Annotated in this window: 13 protein-coding genes and 1 pseudogene; 4 read left to right on the top strand and 10 right to left on the bottom strand. The window is 64.2% G+C overall.

Annotated features, from left to right (window positions below; genetic code table 11):
* Positions 1 to 218: 218 nt before the first annotated feature.
* The 7 genes from J4G43_RS47995 to J4G43_RS48025 all read right to left on the bottom strand — a co-directional run bounded on the left by J4G43_RS47995 (position 219) and on the right by J4G43_RS48025 (position 7,577).
* Positions 219 to 1,193 carry an ABC transporter ATP-binding protein gene (locus J4G43_RS47995; RefSeq protein WP_208089044.1) on the bottom strand — a complete coding sequence of 325 codons (975 nt, stop codon included), beginning with the start codon at positions 1,191 to 1,193 and terminating at the stop codon, positions 219 to 221.
* Positions 1,190 to 2,605 carry an amidase gene (locus J4G43_RS48000; RefSeq protein ID WP_208089045.1) on the bottom strand — a complete coding sequence of 472 codons (1,416 nt, stop codon included), beginning with the start codon at positions 2,603 to 2,605 and terminating at the stop codon, positions 1,190 to 1,192. Before J4G43_RS48000 ends, J4G43_RS47995 begins: the two co-directional genes overlap by 4 nt.
* A complete protein-coding gene (locus tag J4G43_RS48005; protein WP_208089046.1) occupies positions 2,602 to 2,799 on the bottom strand; it encodes a hypothetical protein in 198 nt (65 codons plus the stop codon). Before J4G43_RS48005 ends, J4G43_RS48000 begins: the two co-directional genes overlap by 4 nt.
* Positions 2,796 to 3,857 carry an ABC transporter ATP-binding protein gene (locus J4G43_RS48010; protein WP_208089047.1) on the bottom strand — a complete coding sequence of 354 codons (1,062 nt, stop codon included), beginning with the start codon at positions 3,855 to 3,857 and terminating at the stop codon, positions 2,796 to 2,798. The genes J4G43_RS48005 and J4G43_RS48010 overlap by 4 nt, the downstream gene beginning before the upstream one ends.
* 3 nt (positions 3,858 to 3,860) lie before the next feature.
* Complete coding sequence (locus J4G43_RS48015) at positions 3,861 to 4,763, bottom strand: ABC transporter permease (protein ID WP_208089048.1); 903 nt, start codon at positions 4,761 to 4,763, stop codon at positions 3,861 to 3,863.
* Between the two features lie 3 nt (positions 4,764 to 4,766).
* Positions 4,767 to 5,720 (bottom strand): ABC transporter permease, encoded by a 954-nt coding sequence (locus J4G43_RS48020; protein WP_014498430.1) that lies wholly within the window; start codon positions 5,718 to 5,720, stop codon positions 4,767 to 4,769.
* Between the two features lie 201 nt (positions 5,721 to 5,921).
* Positions 5,922 to 7,577, bottom strand: a complete 1,656-nt coding sequence (locus J4G43_RS48025; protein ID WP_208089049.1) for an ABC transporter substrate-binding protein — start codon at positions 7,575 to 7,577, stop codon at positions 5,922 to 5,924.
* A gap of 200 nt (positions 7,578 to 7,777) precedes the next feature.
* Here J4G43_RS48025 and J4G43_RS48030 point away from each other — a divergent pair.
* A pseudogene (locus J4G43_RS48030) lies at positions 7,778 to 9,374 on the top strand (ABC transporter substrate-binding protein).
* Positions 9,375 to 9,715: 341 nt separating this feature from the next.
* On the opposite strand, the gene J4G43_RS48035 reads toward J4G43_RS48030, so the two are convergent.
* Positions 9,716 to 11,947, bottom strand: a complete 2,232-nt coding sequence (locus tag J4G43_RS48035; RefSeq protein WP_208089050.1) for a CHASE2 domain-containing protein — start codon at positions 11,945 to 11,947, stop codon at positions 9,716 to 9,718.
* Positions 11,948 to 12,094: 147 nt separating this feature from the next.
* Positions 12,095 to 18,904: a FecR domain-containing protein gene (locus J4G43_RS48040; RefSeq protein WP_208089051.1), complete on the bottom strand. Its 6,810-nt coding sequence runs from the start codon at positions 18,902 to 18,904 to the stop codon at positions 12,095 to 12,097.
* Positions 18,905 to 19,382: 478 nt separating this feature from the next.
* Here J4G43_RS48040 and J4G43_RS48045 point away from each other — a divergent pair, with 478 nt between their 5' ends.
* Together J4G43_RS48045 and J4G43_RS48050 are read left to right on the top strand one after the other, a co-directional pair.
* The gene (locus tag J4G43_RS48045) at positions 19,383 to 20,447 is read left to right on the top strand and encodes an IS630-like element ISRj1 family transposase (protein WP_039156390.1); all 1,065 of its coding nucleotides are present in this window, start codon (positions 19,383 to 19,385) and stop codon (positions 20,445 to 20,447) included.
* Between the two features lie 198 nt (positions 20,448 to 20,645).
* On the top strand, positions 20,646 to 21,377 hold the full coding sequence (locus J4G43_RS48050) for a transglutaminase-like cysteine peptidase (protein ID WP_208089052.1): 732 nt from the start codon (positions 20,646 to 20,648) through the stop codon (positions 21,375 to 21,377).
* Positions 21,378 to 21,389: 12 nt separating this feature from the next.
* Here J4G43_RS48050 and J4G43_RS48055 read toward each other — a convergent pair whose 3' ends face one another.
* Positions 21,390 to 22,313 carry a helix-turn-helix domain-containing protein gene (locus J4G43_RS48055; protein WP_208089053.1) on the bottom strand — a complete coding sequence of 308 codons (924 nt, stop codon included), beginning with the start codon at positions 22,311 to 22,313 and terminating at the stop codon, positions 21,390 to 21,392.
* 508 nt (positions 22,314 to 22,821) lie between these two features.
* Between J4G43_RS48055 and J4G43_RS48060 the strand changes: the two genes are divergently transcribed.
* Entirely contained in the window at positions 22,822 to 23,946 is a 1,125-nt protein-coding gene (locus J4G43_RS48060) for a lysozyme inhibitor LprI family protein (RefSeq protein WP_208089054.1), read from the top strand.
* Positions 23,947 to 24,068 lie beyond the last annotated feature (122 nt).

Genomic DNA, 24,068 nt, shown 5'->3' on the forward strand with positions numbered 1-24,068 from the left:
GGTCGGCTCGGATAAAATGTCGAAAACAACCCCATGCACAGTAGGAGTGCAGTTGGCCGGTGGTGCGAGGTGAACTGTGACAAGTCGGTGTTGTCGTAGAGGGATTCTGAAGAAGTGCGCGATTTGAAGTGAGGGACGCGCCAATCTCTCATTCCCTCCCCCCTTGCGGGGGAGGGAGCGCAGTGTCGCGCGGGGATGTAGTACGGCTGGAGAACGAGCTACGTCGCTCCGACCGGCTCGGCCAGCACGCATCTCGCCGCCCGGCCCGGTCCGACCTCCACATTCGCAGGCAATTGCTGCAGACACCGCGGCTGGGCGACCGCACAACGGGGGGCGAAGGAGCAGTTGTTCGGCTTTTCGGCCAGCGAGGGCGGGGTGCCGGGGATCGTCTCCAGCCGGGCGCCGCGCTTGGCGCCGTGGATGGTGGAGGCGAGCAGGCCCTTGGCGTAGGGGTGCACCGGCGTGCGGACGATGTCGCGGAGCGTCCCCTGCTCCACGATCTGGCCGGCATACATCACCGCGACCCGGTCGCAGATCTCGATCGCAACACCAATGTCGTGGGTGACGAAGATGACGGACATGCCGAACTCGCGCTGAAGCTCGCGCAGCAACAGCAGGATCTGGATCTGCACGGTGGCATCGAGCGCGGTGGTCGGCTCGTCCGCCAGCAAAATCTTGGGACGGCAGGCGAGCGCAAGGGCAATCATCGCGCGCTGGCGCATGCCGCCGGACATCTCGTGCGGATAGGCATCGAGTCTGCGCTTTGCGGAGGGAATGCGCACGACCTCGAGCATTTCGAGCGCCCTCGCCCGCCCTTCCGCAAAACTCTTGCCTTCGTGACGCACGACGCTTTCGGCGATCTGCGCGCCGATGGTGTAGACCGGATCGAGCGCGAGCGCGGGCTCCTGAAAGATCATCGACACGGTCTGGCCGCGGAACGACGACAGCTCCTCGTCGTTCATGGCGAGCACGTCGCGGCCCATGACGTTGACCTTGCCCGTGATCTGCGTGCGCTTCTTCGGCAGCAGCCGCATCAGCGCACGCAGGGTCACGCTCTTGCCGGAACCGGACTCGCCGAGCAGGCCCAGCACCTCGCCGTCACCGAGCGAGAGACTGAGATCGTTCACGGCATAGACCGTGCGCTCCCCGGTGAAGCGGATGTTGAGGCCTGAGATCTCGACGAGCTTTGTCATGACGGCAGTTTCGGCAACCTATCGTGATAGTCGGTGACGCGCTGGAAGGCGGCGCCGATGGTGAGCAGGGTCGCTTCATCGAAGGAGCGGCCGATCAGCTGCATGCCGACCGGCAGGCCGCTTTTGGTGAAGCCGGAGGGAACGGTGAGCGACGGCAGGCCGAGAAAATTCACCGGGCGGGTGAACAGCGTCAGCCGCTGCACCATGGCCGGCGCGTTCGGGCCCCCGCCGACATCGCTCTCCTCGATCGTCGGCGCGGGCACGGGCGATGCCGGCGCGATGATCGCATCCACGCCAGCGGTGGCCGCATTGTGCGCAGCGAGCGCCGGACCACGCCAGCGCATGGCTTCGAGATAAGTGATGGCGGGAACGGCGAGACCGTTCTGAAGCCGCATCAGGACCTGCGGGCCATAGTCCTGCGGACGCTCGATCATCCAGCGCTTGTGGAAGGCGGCCGCTTCGGCCGCGAGCACGAGCTGGCTTGCCGCAGACAATTGCCGCTGGTCCGGCAGCTCGACCGTGACGACGTCGGCGCCCTCCCGCTTGAGCACCGCGATGGTCTCGTCCAGCACGCGCGCGACCTCGCCGTCGAGATCGTCGACATAGAAGGACGCGGGCACGCCGATTTTCAGGCCCTTGAGCGAACCCTTGGTGGCGCCGACATAGTCGGACAGCGGCTCGTGGCTACAGGTCGAATCCGCTGGATCGGGACCGGCCATCAGCGCCAGCAGCAGCGCGCAATCTTCCGCGGTGCGGGCGAGCGGTCCGACGGTATCGAGCGATTGCGACAGCGGCATCGCACCGGCCCGGCTGACGCGGCCGACGGTGGTCTTCAGACCGGTGACGCCGCAGAAATGCGCGGGCATGCGGATCGAACCGCCGGTGTCCGAGCCGAGCGCCGCAAAAGTCAGGCGCGCCGCGACCGACGAGCCGGAGCCGGAGGACGAGCCACCGGTGATGTGCGCGACGTTCCAGGGATTGCGGACCGGGCCATAATGGGCGTTGTGGCCGGTCGGTCCATAGGCGAATTCGGCCAGATGCAGTGTGCCGAGGCGGACCTGGCCGGCATCCTTCAACCGCTGCAAGGCAGTCGACGTGACGGTCGGTACGAAATCACGGCGGATCAGCGAGCCGCACGTCGAGACGTGGCCTGCGTCGTAATACATGTCCTTGTGCGCGAGCGGTACGCCGTGCAGCGGACCGCGGACACTGCCCTTGGCGAGCTCGGCATCGGCGGCATCGGCAGCCTTCAACGCGGACTCGGCTTCAACCGACATGAAGGCGTTGAGATGCGGCTGCCACTGTGCGATGCGGTGCAGCAGCGCGCGCGTCACCTCATGCGAGGACACCTGCTTCATCGCGATCGCGCGCGCGACCTCGGTGAGCGTCATCAATGCAGGCTCACGGCTCATTTCGACACCTTCTGCGTCTGCGCGATCGGATAGAGCGCGGGCTCGAGATCGAACGGCAGCGTGCCGGCGATGACCGCAAAGCCTTCGAAGGCCGGTCCGATGGAATTGGAGATACGCGTCGCGATCTCGTCATCGACAGGAACGCCCGCGACTTGCGCGATCGGCTTGATCTCTTTGGGTGTCGGTCTTGTCATGCTGTTTCCTCTGCGGGCGCGCGGCTATGGCCTGAACCCGGAATCGCCATGTAGCACGCGGCCTCGTGGCCCATTCTATCGAGCGCGGTGAGCTTTGGTGCTGCATTTGCGCAGAGCGGCTCCGCAAACGCGCAGCGGGTGTGGAAGCGGCAACCCGGCGGCGGGTCGATCGGATTGGGCGGATCGCCGGTGATCGGCGGTTTTTCGGTGCGACGATCCGGGTCCGAGGACGGCATCGCGGCAAGCAGTGCGCGCGTATAGGGATGCGCAGGGTTATCCCAGACCTGGTCGACCGGACCGAGTTCGACGACCTCGCCGAGATACATCACCAGCACGCGATCGCTGATGTAGCGGACCACGTTGAGGTCGTGGCTGATGAAGAGATAGGTCAGGCCGAACTCGCGCTTGAGATCGGCGAGCAAATTGAGCACCTGCGCCTCGACGGACTTGTCGAGCGCCGAAACGGCTTCGTCCAAAATCACCAGTCGCGGCGACAGCGCCAGCGCACGCGCGATGTTGACGCGCTGGCGCTGGCCGCCGGAGATCTCGTGCGGATAGCGGTTGGCGAAGTTTTCCGGCCGCAAGCCGACCTTGCCGAGCAGCTCGCGCGCGAGCGCACGGGCCGTGCCATCGGCCATGCCGTGCACTTTCGGGCCGAACGCGATCGATTCCTCGATCGTTAGGCGCGGATTGAGCGAGGCATAGGAATCCTGGAACACCATCTGCATGCCGCGGCGCAGCTCGCGCAACGACAGCGCCTGGCCGACGGTCATGCCGTCATAGATGATGTCCCCGGTATCGCGCGGCATCAGATGCATCAGCAGCCGCGCGGTGGTCGACTTGCCGCAGCCGGACTCGCCGACGATGCCGACCGTCTCCCCCTTCGCGACCGAGAAGGAGACATTGTCCACCGCGCGCACGGTGCGTTTGGCGGCGAACAATCCGCCGCGCACCGGGAAATGCTTGGTCAGGCCGTTGACCTGGAGCAGCGGTTGCGCGACGCCGCCAACGTCCTCGACCGGCTCCAGCATTTCGACGGATGTGTTGATCTCGCTCATGGCCTAGTTCCTGATGTCCATGGCGCTGCGCAGACCGTCCGAGAGCAGGTTGAAGCAGATCGAGACCGCGAAGATCATCGCGCCCGGCAATGCCGCGACCCAGGGATTGACGTAGATCGCGGTGCGGAGCGTGTTCAGCATCAGTCCCCATTCCGGCTCCGGCGGTTTAGTGCCGAGGCCAAGGAAGGAGAGACCTGCGGCCAAAATCATCGAGACCGAAATGAGACTGGTCGCATAGACGAAGATCGCACCCAAGACGTTGCCGAGGATGTGCACCCGCATGATGGTGAAGGGCCCCGCGCCGGAGGCGCGCGCGGCTTCGACGAAATCCATGTTGCGCACGCCGGTGGTGACGCTTTCGGCGACGCGGGTGATCTGCGGCACGAACACGACCGTCAGCGACACGATCGAATTGAGAATGCCGGCGCCGAGCGCGCCGGAGATCGCGATGGCGAGCAGCACGGACGGAAAGGCGTAGAACACGTCGATCGTGCGCATGATCGCGGTGTTGAGCTTGCCGCCGACATAGCCAGCGACGAGGCCGAGCGAGGTGCCTATGCAGAAGGCGAGGATCACGGGCAGGATGCCGATGACCAGCGACAATCGCCCGCCATAGATCAGCCGCGCCAGCATGTCGCGGCCGAGTTCGTCGGTGCCGAGCGGGTAGCCGACCGTGCCGATGTGGCGCAGGCGGCGGATCATCGAGCCCTTGTAGGGATCTTCAAGTCCGAGCCACGGCGCGAGCACCGCGGACAGGAAGATCAGCAACAGCACCAGCGCGCAGGCCATGCTGACCTTGTCGCGGGCGATGCGGCGGCCGACGGTCGCCCAATAGCCGCGCGCCTTGGTGGCGGGTGCGGCCCGGAGCGCGGCATCGGCGGTGGCAGACAACGGAAGCTCGCTCATCGCCTAGCCCCGCTTGATGCGCGGGTCGATCGCGGCTTGCGCGATATCGACCAGCAGATTGAGGAAGACGAAGAACAACGCCAGGATCAGGATCGTGCCCTGCAGCAGCGGCAGGTCGCGCTGGAAGATCGCCGAGTTGAGCAGGAAGCCCGAGCCCGGCCAGGAGAACACGGTCTCGATCAGGATCGAGCCGCCGAGCATGTAACCCAGCTGAAGCCCCATCACCGCGAGCGCGGTGGGCGCGGCATTCTTGATGACGTGGCGAAACACGCCGGTTTCGTGCAGGCCTTTTGCACGCAGCGCCTCGACGAAATCCTGAGAGAGGATGTCGCCGGTGAGCGCGCGCACGGTGCGGGTGACGATGCCCATCGGGATCACCGACGTCGTGATCGCCGGCAGCACGAGATATTTCAGGTGCGCCCAGTCCCAGGCCCAGGAGTTGGAGCCGTTCGGCCCGGCGCCGACCGCGGGCAACCAGTTCAGCTGCACCGAGAAGATGATGACGAGCACCATGCCGAGCCAGTAATGCGGCACCGAGACGCCGGCGATGGCGAATGAGGTCGCGACCTTGTCGATCCAGGTCTCGCGGAAATAGCCGGCGATCAGGCCGAGCAGGATGCCCATCGTGAAGCCGATGATGGCGGCCGCAATCGCGAGCGTGACGGTGTTGCTGACCGCGCGCATGACCTCGGCGAGCACCGGGCGCCCCGTGGCGATGGAATTGCCGAGATCGCCATGAAGGGCACGAAGCAGCCAAAGCCCGAACTGCACCGGCAGCGGACGGTCGAAACCGTAGGCGGCGCGCAGCTGCGCCGCGAGCTCCTGCGAGGCGTCGGCCGGCAACACGGCAACCAGCGGATCGCCCGGCGTGATGTGCACGAGCAGAAAGCACACCAGCGCCACGCTGATGACGATCGGAATGACATAGACGATGCGGCGAGCGATATAGGCGAGCACTGGTCTTCTTTCTTCCTTCTCCCCTTGTGGGAGAAGGTGGCGCGCGATCAGCGCGCCGGATGAGGGGTATCTATCCGCAGATACAGCGTTATCGAATGAGAGAGAGGGTCGCTCGCGGAGAGAGACCCCTCACCCGGCTTCGCTGCCGCGAAGCCACCCTCTCCCACAAGGGGAGAGGGTGCACTGAGCGTGTGGCGCGAACTACTGCATCGACACCAGCGAGAAGTCGATGAACCAGCTCTTCGGCTGCACGACGCCCGTCACCTTCGGGCTGATGGCGCGGGGGCCGACGTCGTGGGCGACGTAGAGGAAAGCGGCATCGTCGACGGAGGCTGCGTGCAGCTCGGCGAGCGCCGCGTCGCGCGCGGCGGGGTCGAAGGTCTGGCGCGCCTTCTTCACCAGCTCGTCGAACTTGGGCTCGTGGATGAAGCCCCAATTGTTCGAGACCGGCGGCGCCATGCCCGATTGAAGGAAGCGCACCAGCGCGAAGAAGGGGTCCATCGCCGCATAGGTGACGTTGGTCGCGTTCGAGCCGTTGGCGCTGGGATCCTTGGCGCCGCGGCGCCAGTTGGTGAACAGCGTGTTCCACTCGATGACGTCGAGCTTCACGTCGAAATAGCATTCGGCGAGTGCCTGCTGGAGATATTCGTTCATCGGCAGCGTTTGCATCTGGCCCGAGCCCGACGCAGACGTCTGGATCTTCACCGTCAGCTTCTTTGACGGACCGAAGCCGGCCTCCTGCATCAGCTTTTGCGCAGCCGCCTTGTCATACTTGATCTCGAAGGTCGGCTTGCCGCGCCAGGGATGGCCGGGCTCGAAGGTGCCGGTCGCCGGCACCATCAGGCCCGCGAGCAGGCCGTCCTTGAGACCCTCGCGATCGACGCAGAGGTTGGCGGCCTTGCGGACGCGGATGTCATTCCAGGGCGAGCCTTCGACGCGCGAGAACTGCCACGGCCAGACATGCGGCTGCTCGTTGGCGTAGAGCTTGAAGCCGCGCTGCTTGAGCTCGGGCAGCGCATCCGGCGCCGGCGCCTCGACCCAATCGACCTGCCCGGAGAGCAGTGCCGCGGTGCGCGCGTTCGCCTCCGGCATCGGCAAGAGCACCATCTTGTCGACCTTGGGCACGCGCGCCTTGTCCCAATAGGCCGCGTTCTTCACCAGCTCGAGCCGCTCGCGCGGCGTGAAGCTCGCCATCTTCCACGGGCCGGTACCCGCGGCGTCCTTGGCGAACGCGGTCCACGCAGCCTGCGACTTCGCCTTGGCGTCGGCGCCTTCCGCCTTGTCGTAGAAATGCTGCCATTTCGCCGGGCTCGCCATGAACAGGTTGGTCAGGTTGATCGGCAGGAAGCTGTCGGGCTCCTTGGTGGTGAGCTCGACCGTCATGTCGTCGATCTTCTTCGCGGAGGCCAGCGTCGGCATGCGCGACGCGGTGACGCCGACCTGGCTGGCGTCGAACTGCGGCGCATCCTGCTTCAGCACCTTCTCGACGTTCCACACCACGGCATCGGCATTGAACGGCGAGCCGTCATGGAAGGTGACGCCGGAGCGCAGCTTGAAGATCCACTTGGTCTTGTCGGCATCGTCGACCTTCCACTCGGTCGCAAGGCCCGGGATTACCACGCTCGCCTTGTCGGCCGAGGACAGGTCCCAGCCCGTGAGCGCGTCATACATGGTGAGGCCGGTGAAGCGGTTGCCTTCAAAACCCTGATCGGGCTGGCCCAATGTGCGCGGAATATCGGCAGCGGTCATGCCGATGCGCAGCACGGTCTCGGCGCTCGCCACGCGCGGCCACGCGGCCGCAGTCGTCAGAGCCAGCGCAGCAATCAGCGCCGCGCGGGTGGTTGTCTTCATAAGCATCGTCTCAGTCCTCTTCCGGCTTTCAATGACTAATTTTGATGCAAACGTAGGCAATGGCTATGCCAATGGGGAAACTTTTTCTGCAAATTGCCCCTGCGACGACAAGTCTGTGTGATCACGTGTCGGCAAAGGCACCGTCCTGCCTATTCTGGCATCAAGATTGCAGGTTTGGCCCTGAAATCTCATGGGAGCCTTGGGCCATGCGTATCCGACTATCGACCTGCCTCGCCGTGCTTGCGCTGGCGTTATCCGCGATCACGGCGCGCGCCGAAACGGTGGTGCGCTACGGCATCTCGATGGCGGACATCCCGCTGACGACGGGCCAGCCCGATCGGGGCGCCGGCGCCTATCAGTTCACGGCGTACACCATCTACGATCCGCTGGTCGCCTGGGAGATGGACGTCGCCGACCCGCCCCGGCAAGCTGGTGCCCGGGCTCGCCACCGAATGGAAGGTGGATGACACCGACAAGACCAAATGGCGGTTTGCTTTGCGCAAGGGCGTGAAGTTTCACGACGGCAGCGAGTTCAACGCCGATGCGGTGATCTGGAATCTGGACAAGGTGCTCAACGACAAGGCGCCGCAATTCGACAAGCGGCAGAGCGCGCAGGTGAAGACCCGCCTGCCTTCGGTCGCGAGCTACGCCAAGATCGACGATTTCACGGTGGAGATCACGACCAAGACGGTCGATTCCTTCTTTCCGTATCAGATGCTGTGGTTCCTGGTCTCGAGCCCGGCGCAATACGAGAAGCTCGGCAAGGATTGGGACAAGTTCGCGAGCCAGCCCTCCGGCACCGGTCCGTTCAAATTGACCAAGCTCGTGCCGCGCGAGCTCGCGGAGCTTACGAAGAATCCGGACTACTGGAACAAGAAGCGCATTCCGAAGGCCGACAAGATCGTGCTGGTGCCGATGCCGGAAGCGCTGACGCGCACCAATGCGCTGCTCGCAGGGCAAGTGGACCTGATCGAGACGCCGGCGCCGGATGCCGTGCCGCAGCTGAAAGCCGCCGGCATGAAGATCGTCGACAATGTCACGCCGCATGTCTGGAATTATCACCTCAGCGTGCTGCCGGGTTCGCCCTGGACCGACATCCGCCTGCGCAAGGCACTGAACCTCGCGATCAATCGTGACGAAGTCGTCGGCCTGATGAATGGCCTCGCAAAACCGGCCAAGGGCCAGGTCGACCCGTCGAGCCCGTGGTTCGGCAAACCGAGCTTTGAGCTGAAATATGATCTGGCCGCGGCCAAGAAACTGGTCGAAGAGGCAGGCTACTCCAAGGCAAAGCCGCTGAAGGCCACCTTCATCATCGCCCAGGGCGGCACCGGCCAGATGCTGTCGCTGCCGATGAACGAATTCCTGCAGCAGAGCTTCAAGGAGATCGGCATCGACATCGACTTCAAGGTGGTCGAGCTCGAGACATTATATACGCATTGGCGCAAGGGCGCGGCCGACGAGATGAACGCCGGCATCACCGCCAACAATATCGCCTATGTCACCTCGGACCCGCTCTACGCCATCGTCCGCTTCTTTGCCTCCGACCAGATCGCGCCGGTCGGCGTGAACTGGGGCGGCTACAAGAACCCTGAGGTCGATGCTCTGATCAACAAGGCCAAGCAGACGTTCGACACCGCCAAGCAGGACGATCTGATCGCGCAGGCGCACGCGCTGATCGTCGACGATGCCGTGCTGGTCTGGGTCGTCCACGACACCAACCCGCATGCGCTGTCGCCGAAGATCAAGCAATTCGTGCAAGCGCAGCACTGGTTCCAGGATCTGACGACGATCGGGACGGAGTGAAGGCGGCAAACGCCGGTGTTGTAGGGTGGGCAAAGCGGAAGCGTACCCACCACTTCGAGCGACGCGACGAGAGATGGTGGGCACGGCGCTTGCGCGCCTTTGCCCACCCTACGGGAGTTGATGTTGGGCGCAGGTAGCGTAGCGCCAGCTACCGCGCCAAACACCGCTGTCGTCCCGGGGCGCGACGTAGTCGCGAGCCCGGGACCCATAACCACAGGGAGTGGTTTGGTGAAGACTCGGAGTTGCCGAGTCACGCGAAACCGCTCCCTGTGGTTATGGGTCCCTGCGTGCGCAGGGACGACAGCGAGTGTGAGGCCCCGAGCGGGGGCCTCAAGCACCCCCTACTTCGTCAGCAGCGCATACGCCCCGGTCCATCCTTCCGCCGGCGGATTGATCTGGAATTCCTTGATCCGCGCCTCGTACAGCTTGAACAGCTTTTCCAGCGTGTCGGCATCCTCGCTGTGGCGGCCGCGCTCGATCGCATCCAGCGCGCCCTGCCAGTCGCGGCCGCGGTAGCAGCCGAGCATCTCGATGGTGACGTTGCGCAGACGCTGGAAGGCGCCCGAATGCATCACGTCCTCGCGGCCGGCGATGGCGTAGATCACCTCGGGCTCGGTCTTGCCCTTGACCATGATGAAGTCGAGCTCGAGGATCGCGAACTTGTCCTTGGCGGCGAGCGCGGTCCTGGAGCCGACGATGATGGGAAAGCCGTATTCCTTCGACTGGCCTTCCAGGCGCGAGGCGAGGTTCACGCTGTCGCCGAGCACCGAATAGTTCTTCTTCAGGTCGGAGCCCATGTTGCCGACGACGCCGATGCCGGTGTTGAGGCCGATGCCGACATTGAGCGGGATGTAGACGTGACCGCCGTCGGCGGCCTCCTGCTCGCGCTCCTTGTTGACGGCGTCGATCTGCTCCAGCATCTGGATCGCGGCCTCGCAGGCGTTGACCTCGTGCTCGGCATCGTCGAGCGGCGCGTTCCAGAACGCCATGATGGCGTCGCCCATGTACTTGTCGATGTAGCCCTTCTGATCGATGATGACGTCGGTCAGCGGCGTCAGGAAGCGGTTCATCAGCGCGATCAGGCCTTGCGGATCCTGCTTGTAGCTCTCCGAGATCGTGGTGAAGCCGCGCACGTCGGAGAACATGATCGTCATCTCGCGCTCCTCGCCGCCGAGCACGAGCTTTTCAGGCGACTGCGCGAGCTGTTCGACCAGGACGGGCGACATGTATTGCGCGAACATGCCGCGGATCTGCACGCGCTGACGCTGCTCGCGCACGAAGCTGGCGAAGATCAGTGTCAGATAGATCGCGGTGGTCGAGAGCAGCGGATAGGTGAAGTCGATGAGATAGCGGTACTGTGCATAGAAGAACCAGGATACGCCGACCAGGATGGCGGCGAACATGGCACCCGCGAGCCCGAGGCGCACCGGTCCGAGATTCGGCGTGAAGATGATGACGAGCAGGCCGATCACGAGCGCGGCGATCAGCTCGACGCCGAGCGCATAGTTCGGCTGGGAGATCACCGCGCCGCTCAGCACGCTCTCCAGCACCTGGGCATGGATCTCGACGCCCGGCATGGTCGATGACACCGGCGTGGTCTTGATGTCGTTCAGCCCGACCGCCGAGGTGCCGACCAGCACCAGCTTGCCGGCAATCTTATTCGGCGGCGCGGTGTTGTCGAGCACGTCGGCTGCGGAGATGTAGATCGAGGGATCCTGGCGGGCGTAGTGCACCCAGAGCTGGCCGTTCTTGTCGGTCGGAATCTCCACGCCCTTGAGGCGCACGGCCCTGATGCCGGTCTTGTCGGTCCGGACCAACAGCGTCGGCGTTGCCGTGACGACGCGCAAAATCTCGAGGCTGAGCGAGGGCATGATCTTGCCCTGGGCGCGCATGATCAACGGCACGCGGCGGATCAGGCCGTCGCGCTCGGTCTTGATCGAGAACAGGCCGCGGCCGGCCGCGACCTTCTCGATGACAGGCACGTTGCGCAAGAGGCCGGGGAATTCGAACAGGAAACGTTCGGCATCCGCTTCGCCGACCGTCGCGACGCCGGTGAAGGGCAGCGACTTGTCGATCTCGGACGAGATCGCCGGCTGCCCGGTTTCGCCCAGCACCACGTGCGAGCGCTTGATCGCGTCGGCGAGGATCTGGTCATTGGTCGGCAGTTCGCGCAGCCTGGCGCGGGTGGCGTCGTCGAGATCGCGCATCTGGCTCGCGACCAGATCCGGGTTGAGCCGGTCGGCTTCGGAGAACACCATATCAAAGCCGATCGTCACCGCGCCGTTACCGGTGAGGTTCTGGATCAAGTCCGCGATCCGCGTGCGCGGCCACGGCCACTGGCCGAGCTTGGCGAGGCTCTTGTCGTCGATGTCGACGATGGTGACCGGCCGCGCCGCCTTGTGGCGGGGATCGATCAGCTGGAACATGTCGAAGGTGCGCAGCCGCAATTCCTGGATCGGCGGCGGATCCCAGACACGAGCGCCGGCAAAGACGACCAGCAGCGCAAGGCACATCAGCCGCGCGAAGCCGAGCTTCCGCGCAAACCACCGCCGCAGGATCTTGAGACGTTTCATTTTAGTCGGGCTTCCTGACCTGCATCGCGCCGGGCACACCGATCATGGAGCGTCCGCGGGCGATTGGCTATTCCCCGGCGGTCGAGGATTAAGGATTTTTTGCCGCGGTCAAGCTGCGAGCCGGCCGCCAGGAGGCCCGGGCGGCGATCAGGTGATGTGGAAGATGAAATCGCTGGCCTTCAGATTTGCCGCGATCACGTTCTTCAGCAGGATCGTCTCGTGGTTGTCCAGCGTGATCTGGGCGCCGCCCGATTGCGGAGCGATATTGACATCGTCCAGCGAGCTGATGCTGCCGAACTGCCGCAGGTCGATCTTGTCGAGGCCAATCTCGAAATCGTCGACGCTGTGCTGGACCGTGGACTGCGACGACGTCGGCGCGAACACGAACTGGTCCTTGGCGCCGCCGCCGATAAGCGTGTCGCTCGACTCGGTGGCGAAGATCACGTCCTTGCCGTCGGTGCCCTCCAGACGGATGCCCTGGCTGTTGGCGCCCTCGACGAAGATGAAGTTCACGATGTCGGAATGGCCGGTCGAGTCGGCAACGGTCACCGTGATCTTGTCCGTCGCGGGCGGCTGCGGATACTGCTCGGTGCTGGCGCCTGTCGGGTCGTAGGTGATGCCGGCACCTTCTGCGAGGCCGGTGTTGATCTGCTCGAGCGAGCCCGTCGTCGGATATGCACTGACGCTGCTGGTATCCGGATGCGAGGTCGACACCGTGACGGTGAAAATGTCCGTCGCCGCGCCAGAATCGGTATCGGTGACCACCAGATCGGTGATGATATCGTTGCTGTTCTCGCGGATGTGCTCGACGTGGAAGCTCTCGGTATTGATGACTGGGCCGATGGCAGGCGTCACGCTCGTGCCGATGGTGGTGATGTCGTGCGAGATCGACGCGGTGCCGCCGGTGCCCGTCGCCGTGAGATCGATCGTCGCCGTCGAGCCAGCGGTGGTGATGGCGCCTGTATAGGTGTCGTCGAGAGCGTGGACGCCCAGCGCGCCAGGCTCGCCGCTGAATCCGTCGGCAGGCACGAACCGGATCAGCGTAGCGGAGCTCAGCACGAGCGCATTCGCATCACCGACCGAGTCGACATCGACCCAGCAGCCGCCAACCTTGTACTGCCAGACGCCCTGGTCGGCGGTCGCGGCGTCCGACGTCACCGCGATGGCCTTGAAGGTCGCGCCAGTGTCGGCGTCATGGAACTTGTTCGTGAAGAGATCGCGGATCTTGCTGCCAGCCGGATCGCTGTCGTTGCCGGCGACGGCGGCCAGCGTCGCGCTGTCGAGCGTCGGCGCGTCGTTCTTGCCGGTGATCGTGATGGTGACGTCGGTCGTCGTGGTCTCGCCCCGGCCATCATCGAGCGTGATGGTAGACACGACCTTCGCCGTCTGGTCCTGGCCGAGGAAATCGAGCGCGTTGTCGGCGATCGAATAGTGCCAGGTGACGGTACCGTTGTTCTTGCCGGTCAGCTGATACGTCAGCGCGTTCTTCAACGCGGCGGTCTCGTCGGGCGTGAGCGACGCAGTAAGGTCGGTGGCGCCGTCGAGCCAGGTTACGTCCTGGTCGACCTTCGTCACCGTCGGCCGGTCGGTCAGGTCGATGTCCTTGAAGTCGATCGAGCCGGTCGCGGCCGGCGACGGGTCGATCGTCGAGGACGCGGTGGTATCGGGCTGCTCGGAGAAGCTTGCGGTCAGCTGCGCCACATCCGTGGTGGTGAATGTCGGCGCATCGTCGTCCGCATGGATCGTGATCAGCGTGTGGCCACCCTCATCACTGCCCGCGAAGTGCGCGTCGCGATAGTCTCCGACCAGGGTCAGGCTGATGCTCTTGCCATCGTCGCCGGTGACCGTCAGCACGCCGCCGCTCGCGGGGTGGTCGGCATCCGGGACATAAACCGCGCTGGTGTCAGGCCCCCACTTGATCATCGTCAGGTCGATCTTGTCGTTCGCGGACAGCTCCGCGATCGAGCCGCCGAAATCCTTCGTATCGATCTCCAGCTCGGCGCCGTCACCGGCAAGCGTGATCGTTTGCGATACCGCACCCTTGACCTCGAGCGTCGCCCCGGCATCGACGACGACCGCGCCCGTGGCCGAGCCCGACAGCGAGCCAAACAGCGTCAGCGTCCCGGTGTGAACCTCGATCGAGCCGGTGCTGGTGTTGGCGATGTCGCCCGTGATCGACGCAGTGCCCCAGCTGTCGATGTCGCCATAATTTTCGATGGTCAGATCTGCCCCGGAAATCGAGGCCCCGTGCAGATCGATGTCGCCGTGGTTGACGATCGACGACGCATCGCCGAACACGCCGCTGCCGGCGACCGTCCAGGTGCCGCCTGCGTTGTTATTGAACGTGGCGGTGGCGACCGAGATGTTGCCGTTGATGTGGCCGGTGTTATTAATCGTGATCTCGCCGTCAGTCTCGACGATCGCATAGGTCGATGAGGTCACGCTGCCGGCATCGGCTGGCCCGATGGTGCCCGAATTGTCGATTGTCGCCGTGCCGGTGGCATTCTCCTGGATCGAGATCGCAGCAAAACCATCGGCGCCGACCACGGAGCCGGTATTGGTGATGTGCGTCGAGCCGGCCGCGCCCGCATCGTCCTGGTCTACATTGATGCCGAACGAGGTCTTGCCGGTGATGTGCCCGTTGTTGGTGACGGTGACTGCGCCGTTGCCATGGGAGACGATGTCGAGACCGACCGCGCCGGAAACGCCGCCGCCGATGGTCGCCGTGATATCGCCCGCACCGCTCGCACCGTCGTGCAGCACGATGCCGTTGCCGTTCTGGCCAGTGACGCCGCCTGATGTCGTCAGCGAGATGTCGCCGATGCCGTTCTGGGTGACGACAATGCCGTTGGTCGCGCCGGTCAGCGCACCGCTCGGGGTCAGCACGATGTTGCCGCGATTATCGATCGTCCCGCCCGAAGCGGTGAAGTCGAGCGCGTCGCCCTTGCCCGACTTGATGTCGGCACCGCCGGTGACCGTGAAGGTGCCGCCGGTCGTCGCCTGACCGGCGATAGTGCCGGTAAAGGCATGGCTCGTCTTGTCGATCTCGAGCGTATTGGTGCCGCCGGCGAAGGTGACGGTCTGCGCGTCCGCACCACCGAGCTCCAGCGTCGTGTCATCGTCGATGATCAGCGTGCCGGCGCCGGTGATGCCGCCGGACAGGTTGAGCGTGCCGCTCTGGACTTCGATGGTGCCGGTGTTGGTGACGCCGCCCGTGATCGTGTTGAGGCCGGCGACGCTGTAGAGATTGCCGGCATTGCTCAGGTTGCCGCCGTTGATCGAGACGTCGGTCAGATAGAGCTTTGACGCGGCGTCGACCGAGATCATGCCGCCGGCGTTGGCGATCGTGGCGGTCGTGAGCTTCAGCGTGCCGCCGGTCACTGCCTCGATCAGACCGTGATTGGTGATGGCGTGAAGGATGCCGGGATCGATCGTCAGCGCGCCGCTGGTGACCGAGATCGTGCCGGTGTTGCCGACGTCGGCGTTGTCGATGGCGCTCGCGCCGGTCGATTCCAGCGTGCCGGCGATGGTGAGCGTGCCACCGGCCAGGCTCGCACCGTTCAACGTCAGCGTCTTGCTCGCATCGACATTGACAGTGCCGTGATTGACGATCGCGGTGCCCAAAACGGTCGCGTTGTCCAGCGTCAGCGTGACGCCGCTCTCGACCGTCACCGCACTGACGCTGAGCGTGGCGGCGCTGTCGATCTTGCTGGCACCGGTGACGTCGATCGTGCCGGCGCCCTTGATGGCGCCGCCGCTGATCGTGGCATCGTCCAGCGTCAGGACCGCATTGCTGTCGACGATGACATTGCCGGCTGAATTGTCGACGGTCGAGCCCTGCTCGATCGCGAGCGCGCCGTTGGCGAGCACTTCGATGATACCGGCATTGGTGACGGTCTCATCGCTGAGCGCATTGCGCGCACCGCTCACCTTGAGGACGGTATTGTTTTTCACAATGCCGCCGCTCAGGACGGCATCGCCGGTCAGATCAATCTCACCGTTGTTGGTAATCGTGCCGGCGCCGCGAATGCCGGCGTTGAGGACGGGGCCCCCCTCGTCATCACCGCCACCAGTGTCGATCACCGCACCAGCTCCGCCGATGGTCGCATTGCTGACGATCAGCTTGCCGCTGGCGTCGACCGTGATCTGGCCGGCATTGGTAACGCTGGAGCCCTGATGGATCGTCAGCCAGCCGTTGGCCAGCACCTCGATCACACCGGTCGCGGTGTTGGACACGGTCTCGTGGGCGAACTCGACCGTGCCCTTGACGTTGACTGTGCCGGAATTGTTCAGCGTGCCGCTCTCGATCAGGCTGGTGCCGTCGAGCTCCAGCGTGCCCAAAATGCTGACGGTGCCGCCATCGACCGTCGCGGTGTCGACGATCAGCGTCGAGCCGGCATCGGCCCTCAGCAAGCCGCCGGCATTGTGGATCGTGGCGAGCGTCTTCAGCGTGCCGCCGGACAGCTCGATCGTGCCGGAATTGGTGATCTTGGTGCCGCTGGCGAAATCGCCGCCGCCCGCGAGCGTCAGATAGCCGGCGTTGGTGAGCACGCTCGTGCCCAGAATCTCGGCCTTGCCGCCGACCGACATCGTTCCGGTCGCGGCGGTCGTGAGGATCGAATCGGCGCCCATGTTGAGCGCGCCTGATATCGTCAGCGAGCTCTGGACGATCACCTTCGGCGGCGGGCCACCGAAATCGTTCATCGTCAGCGACTTGGCGTAGGCCGCGGTGTCGATCGTCACCGGATAGGACGGCGTCAGGCCGTGCAGCTGATCGGTGATGACGATGACGTCGTCATTGATGGTCGGGACCGTGCCGGTTGCCCAGTTCGCCGCGTCCTTCCAGAAGCCGCCGGGGGGAGCGCCGGCCTTGTCGGTCGCGATCCACACCACCGCGGGCGCGTCGGTGCCGGTGATGGTGACGGTGATGGTCTGCTGCGAGGTGGCGCCGTGCGAATCCGTCAGCGTCACGGTGTAGACCAGCGTCAGCACCTCACCCTTCGGTATGAAGTCGGCGAGATAGACCGGCAGATCGGCCAGCGACCAGTTGATGGTGCCGGTGCCGTCCCCGGTGCTGTCGGCGCCCGCCGCGATCGCGACCGACATCGCGCTCTGGAACGCCGCGAGCGGGCCCGGCGGAACGGTGCCGTCAGGCAGGGTCGCGCTGGTCAGCGCCACCGACACCGTATGCTTATCGGTGAGATCGACGTGGTCGAAGTTCAGCGTGCCCGTCGTCGGCACATCGCTGGTGAGCGGGCCACCCGGCACGCTGGTGCCGCCTTCGAAGGTGATGACCGGAACGCTGGTGGTGATCACCGGCTTGTCGTTGGTGCCGGTGATCGTGATCGTGATCGGGATGACGGTGGTCTCGGGGCTGACCGAGAAATTGTTGTCGACGCGGACCATATAGGTCAGCGTCAGCGTTTCGCCGGCCGCGAGGAAGTCGAAGACGTGGTCGGGGATCGTGTAGGTCCAGACCGCCGAGCCGTTGTTGTTGTTGGCGCCGTCGGCGACGACGCTGATCTGGATCTGCGTCGCCGCGATGTCCTGCTTCTGAAGTGCAGAGAGCGTGCCGGTGACGTCCTGGCCGGCGCTCTTGTAGACGTAGTTCGGCGCATCGGCGAGACTCACGCTCACCGTCGGCCTGTCGCCCAGGTTCTGGTCGACGAAGGTGATGCGGCCGGAGATCGTGTCGGAATGCGTGGTGTCGCCGGTCGTGCCCGCGCGCTCGGTCAGCGCGAACGCCGTCTTCACATTGCCGTTGAGATCAAGGCTTTGAGACAGAGGCTTGCCGGGGTAACGGTTGAAAGGCGTCGTGTGATCGCTGGGCCCCTGCGGTCCCTGCTGACCGAGGTTGGTGAAGAGCGCGGTCGCGATGTAGCCGGCCGGCGTCTTGATCACCAGGCCGTCGCTGGTCTGCGTGATCGTGTCGGTGAAGTTCGTGGTCAGCTTGGTGTTGGTGTTGTTGTCGGTGAACTTCAGCGTGAACACGTCCGTGATCAGCTTCTGCACGTCCGGCGACAGCAGCCCGTTGGTGATCGAGACATTGCCGCCGCTGATCTGGATCATCTGGCCGGCCTGGTTGACCGTCGCGATCGGCAGCAGCGTGACCTTGTCGAACAGGATGTAGGAGCCCGTCGTGCCGTTCGGCTCGACCAGCACCTGGAAGCTCGCCTGCGGCTGCGGATCGCCGCCGCCGGCAGGAACGACGAAGTTGATCTGGGTCAGAACCGCCGTACCGCGGATGCCCATGGTGGCGACCGGCGTGTCGATCTTCATGTCGCCGTGCTTGGCGGTCTCGCCCGCGACGAAGGTGATGGTGCCCGCAACCAGGCTCAGCAGCGAGGAATTGCTCGACCCGTTGGGGTCGTAGACCATCTCGTTCAGCACCATCCGCGCATTGGAGGACAGGCCGAACACGGTGCCGTCGATGAAGGTGATGCCGAGCGTCGAATCCGCGCCGGTCGAGACCACATCGCCCTTCTCGACATTGTCGCCGTTGTTCAGCGTGACCGAGACGCCGTTGCGAACCGCGGTCGCGCTGCCAGAGAGTTTTGTGACGTGGCCGATGACCTGCGCGGCGGCGATGCCGGGCGCGGCCTGCGCAACCTGCACATGGCCCGTGAGCGCGTTGACGACGTCGCCGGTGAGATGGGCGCCATCGGGCGAGGCGATCGCTGCGCGCTTGTCGCCCTTGAAATAATCGTGAACGACGAACTCATGCCCCTCGTGGGACAGCACGAGGTCGAGACCTGCGCGCTTGAACTCGCCATTGAAGATCAGGTTAGCATCGGGAACAACGAACGTGCCGTCGGGCACGTGACCGTGCGCCTTCGCGACAAAAGGCTTGGCGATAAAAGTCTTGGCCGCAAAGGAATCGACATGAACGTCCGCGGCCGAGCGGGAACCCTCGCCATCAAGGGGAATCGTGGCGTCAAATTTGCCAGCGTAATTCAACCGGGGGGGCACCGCAAAAAGAGTTAAAATCTAAGTAAGTAACGACCGCCTAAGCTTGAATAGCATTACCAAGTCCTTAGCGAAACCATCTATTGCTTGTGTGATTCCCATCACTTGGCTGGAGGAGTCTCCAATAGCGGCGCCTTCACAGAGAAGTCGAAGTAATTCTTTAAATATTCCGAGGTCGGTTTTCGGCTTATTTTCACGCATTCCCAGTCATCCAAAGTAATCAGTCGCCCCTATCGAACGACGGATACTTGTGTCATCTTTTGTTCGTAGTTCCCCGCAGCATCCTGCGGCAAATACGGGGCAGAATCTGTGACCCAACTAACAGAACCCGTGAAATAGCGGGCTGTTAGCCATAAGCGGTAGAATCAGCCCTCCCGCAGCTTCAGCCCGCAATTGGTTCCATTTCGCGGCGACGGAGCCCTCCTAGTACCCACTTTTCTTGGAACGTGAGTCGTGATTCAAGGTCGGGATGATACCCGAAGCAAGAGAAGTCCACCTTTCGAGGAAAGATCGCAAGGTGCTTGAGGCGTGCTGTCGCTCACCGGTGACGTTGCAGCGCGATTTGAAGCGGGCGCGGATAGTTCTGTTGGCGGCGGATGGGCGCAGCACCCGGTCGATCGCCAAGGAAGTTGGGGTCCAGCCGCGGATTGTCAGCCTTTGGCGGCATCGCTATGCCGACCATGGCCTTGAAGGGCTGCAAGACAAGCCGCGGCCTGGCAAGCAGCCGATCTATACGAAGACGACCGACAAGCGGATTCTGAAGCTGCTGGATAAGCCGCCACCGCAAGGGTTTGCGCGCTGGACCGGCCCCCTGCTGGCCGAGGCGCTGGGCGATGTCGATGTCCAATATGTCTGGCGGTTCCTGCGCAGCCACAAGATTGACCTGGTGGCTCGCAAGTCCTGGTGCGAGAGCAACGACCCGAACTTTACGGCCAAAGCCGCCGATGTTGTCGGCCTCTATGTCGCGCCGCCGGCGAAGGCCATTGTGCTGTGCGTGGACGAGAAGCCCTCGATCCAGGCTTTGGAGCGAGCGCAGGGTTATCTGAAGTTGCCCAATGGCCGCGCCTTGACCGGCCAAAGCCACGATTACAAGCGGCATGGCACCACAACATTGTTTGCGGCGCTCGAAGTCGCCACCGGAAAGATCATCGCGACCCATTCAAAACGCCGGCGCCGCGTCGAGTTTCTCGATTTCATGAACAGCGTCACCGCGACTTTTCCGAACCGCAAGCTTCACGTCATCCTCGACAACCTCAACACCCATAAAAAGAACGAGGACTGGCTCAAGGCCCACCCCAACGTGCAATTTCATTTCACGCCGACAAGTGCGCCATGGCTCAATCAGGTCGAAGTATGGTTTTCCATCTTGCAGGGGCAGTCGCTCAGCGGCACCTCCTTCACGAGCCTCAAGCAGCTTCAGGAACACATCGATGCCTACGTCAACGCATACAACGACAGAGCCGAGCCCTTCGTCTGGACCAAGAAAAAGGTCCGTCAACGCCGTTTCAAAGGCCGCCGTATCACTCAGCTCTGATTCCGGGTACTAGCCGGCGAATCGTAAAATTTTACGCAATTTGCACAGGCCCGTTTCAGCCTGTCCCACGGTTTTGGGAGCCCTGCCGGGCGCATTAAGCAGAACAAAACGGCCCGTCTCGCACTATCTCCGCGAAAGCAACAAAGCCCGGCACGACCAGGTCGAGGGGGACCTGGCGAAGCTGGAAGGGGATGTCAGATGGAGACCGCTGCTCGCTCGCGCGCTTGGCGCGCTGTCATTGTGCTGTGCGGATTGATCCTGCTTGGATCGGCCGCCGAGCTCCGCGCCGGCACGCTGCTGTCGCCTGGAGCCGGCGTCCTCGTGCGCAAATCCGCCGAGCCGTTCGGCGTGTTCGCCTTCGCCATCTCGTCCGGCAGCCTCCAGCAGAAATGGTTCGCGCTGAAGCAGAAGCTCGACGACGACATGGTGCAGCTCGCGCTGTGCGACGGCGACCGGGACAATTGCGCATCGCCGGCGGCGCTCAAACTGATCACCATCGTCGACCAGGCCCGCAGCCGTGACGGCCGCGCGAAGCTGGGCGAGACCAATCGCGCCATCAATCTTGCCATCCGGGCCGCCAATGACGGCGCCGACGACGTCTGGAGCTCGCCGCTCGCGACCTTCGCGCGGGGCGCTGGCGATTGCGAAGACTATGCCATCGCCAAGCTAGCCGCGCTGCGGCTCGCCGGCGTTGCCAATGAGGACCTCCGCATCGTCGTGGTGCGCGACGTCAGGGCCGGCGAGGAGCATGCGGTTGCCGCCGCAAAGCTCGACGGCCACTGGCTGATGCTCGACAACCGCCGCATGGCGATGGTCGAGGACGACGCGGCCCAGACCTACCAGCCGCTGTTCGTGCTCTACCAGTCCGCCGTGATGAAATATGTCGACGAACCCGTGCGGTTGTCGATGGCCGCGCCCGAGGCGCACTGACGAAGAAGATGTTCACCGCGTGCGTCGCCGCCAACCGCTCGGGGTCTCGCCGGTCAGCTTCCTGAATGCCGCAGCGAAGGCGGTCTGCGAGGAATAACCAAGCGCGGCTGCGATCGACACGATCGAGTCGTCGGTGTCGCGCAGCATGTTCATGGCCTGCTCGAGCTGGTGCTGGCGTAGCCAGGCATACGGCGACAGCCCGGTGCTTCCCTTGAAGGCGCGGCAGAAATGGAAGCGCGAAAGGCCGGCATCGGATGCCAGCGCCGCGAGCGAGACGTCCGCATTGCTGTCCGAACGCAAGCGTTCGATGGCGCGACACAGCACCTTGGGCGACAACCCGCCGGTGACCGGCTGGACCGTTACAGGCGAACCTGCGTGGGCAACCAGCAGGCGCGTCGCCAGAAGATCAGTCATCTGATGCCTGAACAGGGCATCCAAGGCCGCGCTGCCTTCCAGCACATCCGCAGCACTCAGGAGCAATCGGGATGTAACGGGGTCGGGATGGACCGTTCGCTCCACGAGATCACCAGGAGCGGCCACGTCGGCTTCGTGGGCAACGCGCTGGAGCGTTGCGTGCGGCAGGTAGAGCTGAACGACATTCAGAGGTTGGTAAATGTCCCATCGCGAGCTCGAACCGGCCGGAATGACTGTCACGGTCCCGGGACGCGTCATTCCATTCACAAATGCTTTCCCGTTACGGCGCTCGAACCGCACCGACCCGGCGGGGAACGTCATGATGACGTGATCGTCCATGGGCTTGACGACGTCGTGCAGCGGATCATGCTTCCAAAATGTGATCGCGCCGCAGGACGATGATGCCATTTGAACGGGCTTCGTCTTGAGTACGCGCGTCATTTCCGCATCGGGACACTCGCCGATCGGCAACTGGGAAGTGTCGGATTTCTGCGAAATATCTCGCAAGCGAGGTTTGCTCATGGACCTGTTCTCGCCGTTGAGAGGGTCTGGTTTGAGCGTTCGAGACGTTCTCAGGAGACGTACGGATCTGGGGTCTCTTCCCAAAGTGACCCTGCTGCAAGTTTAGACGAAACGCGCGTTCAGATCGACCTGCATTCTCGGATAGTGCGGGACCATGGTGCCGCAGGGCAAGGTTTCGCAGGTTCCGCGGCAGCTCGGCCAATGACCAGCTGGTTTATGTTCTTCCGCTTTTGGCCCGAAGGCGAAGTGCCGTGATGTCCGCTCCCGCGCCGCCGTTTGGGGGAGAAGCAGACATCAGGTGGCCGACTCGCAGCAACCGACTTTATGAGTACGCACCCTAACCACTAGCACCCGCCCCGGATTACGCGGAGCCTGTCATCGGGCGGCGCTTTGCGCCGACCCGTTGGCTCCATCCGGGCTACGGGTCTCGCGTAAACCGTCACGCCACAAAGCCGTTTCGCCGCGCGATCCGGGGCGCTAGCATGGCGCCTTTGCGGGGGCGACTGGAATGCGGTTCATCGTGCTGTCTGTGCTTGCGCTGCTGGTATTGCCGGCGGCACCAGGCTCCGCGCAATCGGACCCGTCCGACCGCTCCATCGCCGACAGGCTGCCGCTGTTTGCCCGAAACAACTGCCAGCAGATCCGCGATCCCGGCAATCAATTGATCTGCGGTGACGCAGAGCTGGCCGCCGCCGCCGAGAAGCTCGGCACGGCGATCGAGGCGCGGCTCGCCCGCCTGCCCGATCGCCTGCCCGCGATCGAGGAAAATGCGATCTGGATCCGACAGCGCAACCTCGGCTGCGGCATCGTTGGCCAGACCGCGATCCGCGCCGACGATTTCGACCGCGTGAAGGCGTGCCTTCTCAAGGTCACCGAAGAGCGCGCCGCAATCGTGCGTGATCCCGATTTCGACTGTCTCGCGGCCAACACGGCCGCGGGCGCGCTGATCTGCGCGGACCCGTCGCTGGCGCTCACCGAAACCGAGCTCAACAGCCAGATGCTGGGCCTGATCGGCAGGCTGGACCCGACCGCGGCCCGCTTTGCCTTCGCCGAATACGGCCGATGGACGAGAGAGCGCGATCGCAAGTGCAATCTCGTCGGCAAGGAGAACGTGCCGCTTGCCGAGCTTTCGTCCGCGGAAGATTGTCTCGCCGAGCATCTGAAGCGCAAGACCGAGGAGATCGCCGCCGCCAAGGGCGATCCGAAGAAAGTGTTCGGCCGGCAGGTCGCGGCCCGCTCGCCCGACACCGATGCCGTCGATTTCTGCGCCGCGCGGATTCACGCCGCCAATTCGTGCGGCAATTTCCTCCGCATCAACCGCGTCTACGCGCTCGACAGCCAGGTGACCGACCAGGAGGCGCAGGTCACGGGCGAAATCGAGATGGTCGTGCTGGCGCCCTTCACCATGTGCAGCAAGGTCGCTTCCACCTGCACCGGCACCTGCTGGGACCCCAGGACGGGCCGTCCGCAGCCCGGCCTCGGCAGCAAGGAGCGATCCGGCGAAGCCTTCAACGTCACGCGCCGCCTGAGAATCCAGCGGACGTTTGCTTTCGTGAAAGCCGCCGACGGCTGGCGCTGCCGCGAGGACGAACTGGCGCCGGTGAATTCGGGGACGGCGGGCGGGGGATCGTAGCTGTGTCCCCTCCCTCTCCCCGTTCTTACGGGGAGAGGGTTGGGGTGAGGGGCTGCCTCGGCAATCACGGTGAGAGCTGGACTCGCGGAGACTCCCCCTCACCCGCATCGCATCTTCGATGC

It is taken from the genome of Bradyrhizobium barranii subsp. barranii, assembly GCF_017565645.3.
Classification (GTDB): domain Bacteria; phylum Pseudomonadota; class Alphaproteobacteria; order Rhizobiales; family Xanthobacteraceae; genus Bradyrhizobium; species Bradyrhizobium barranii.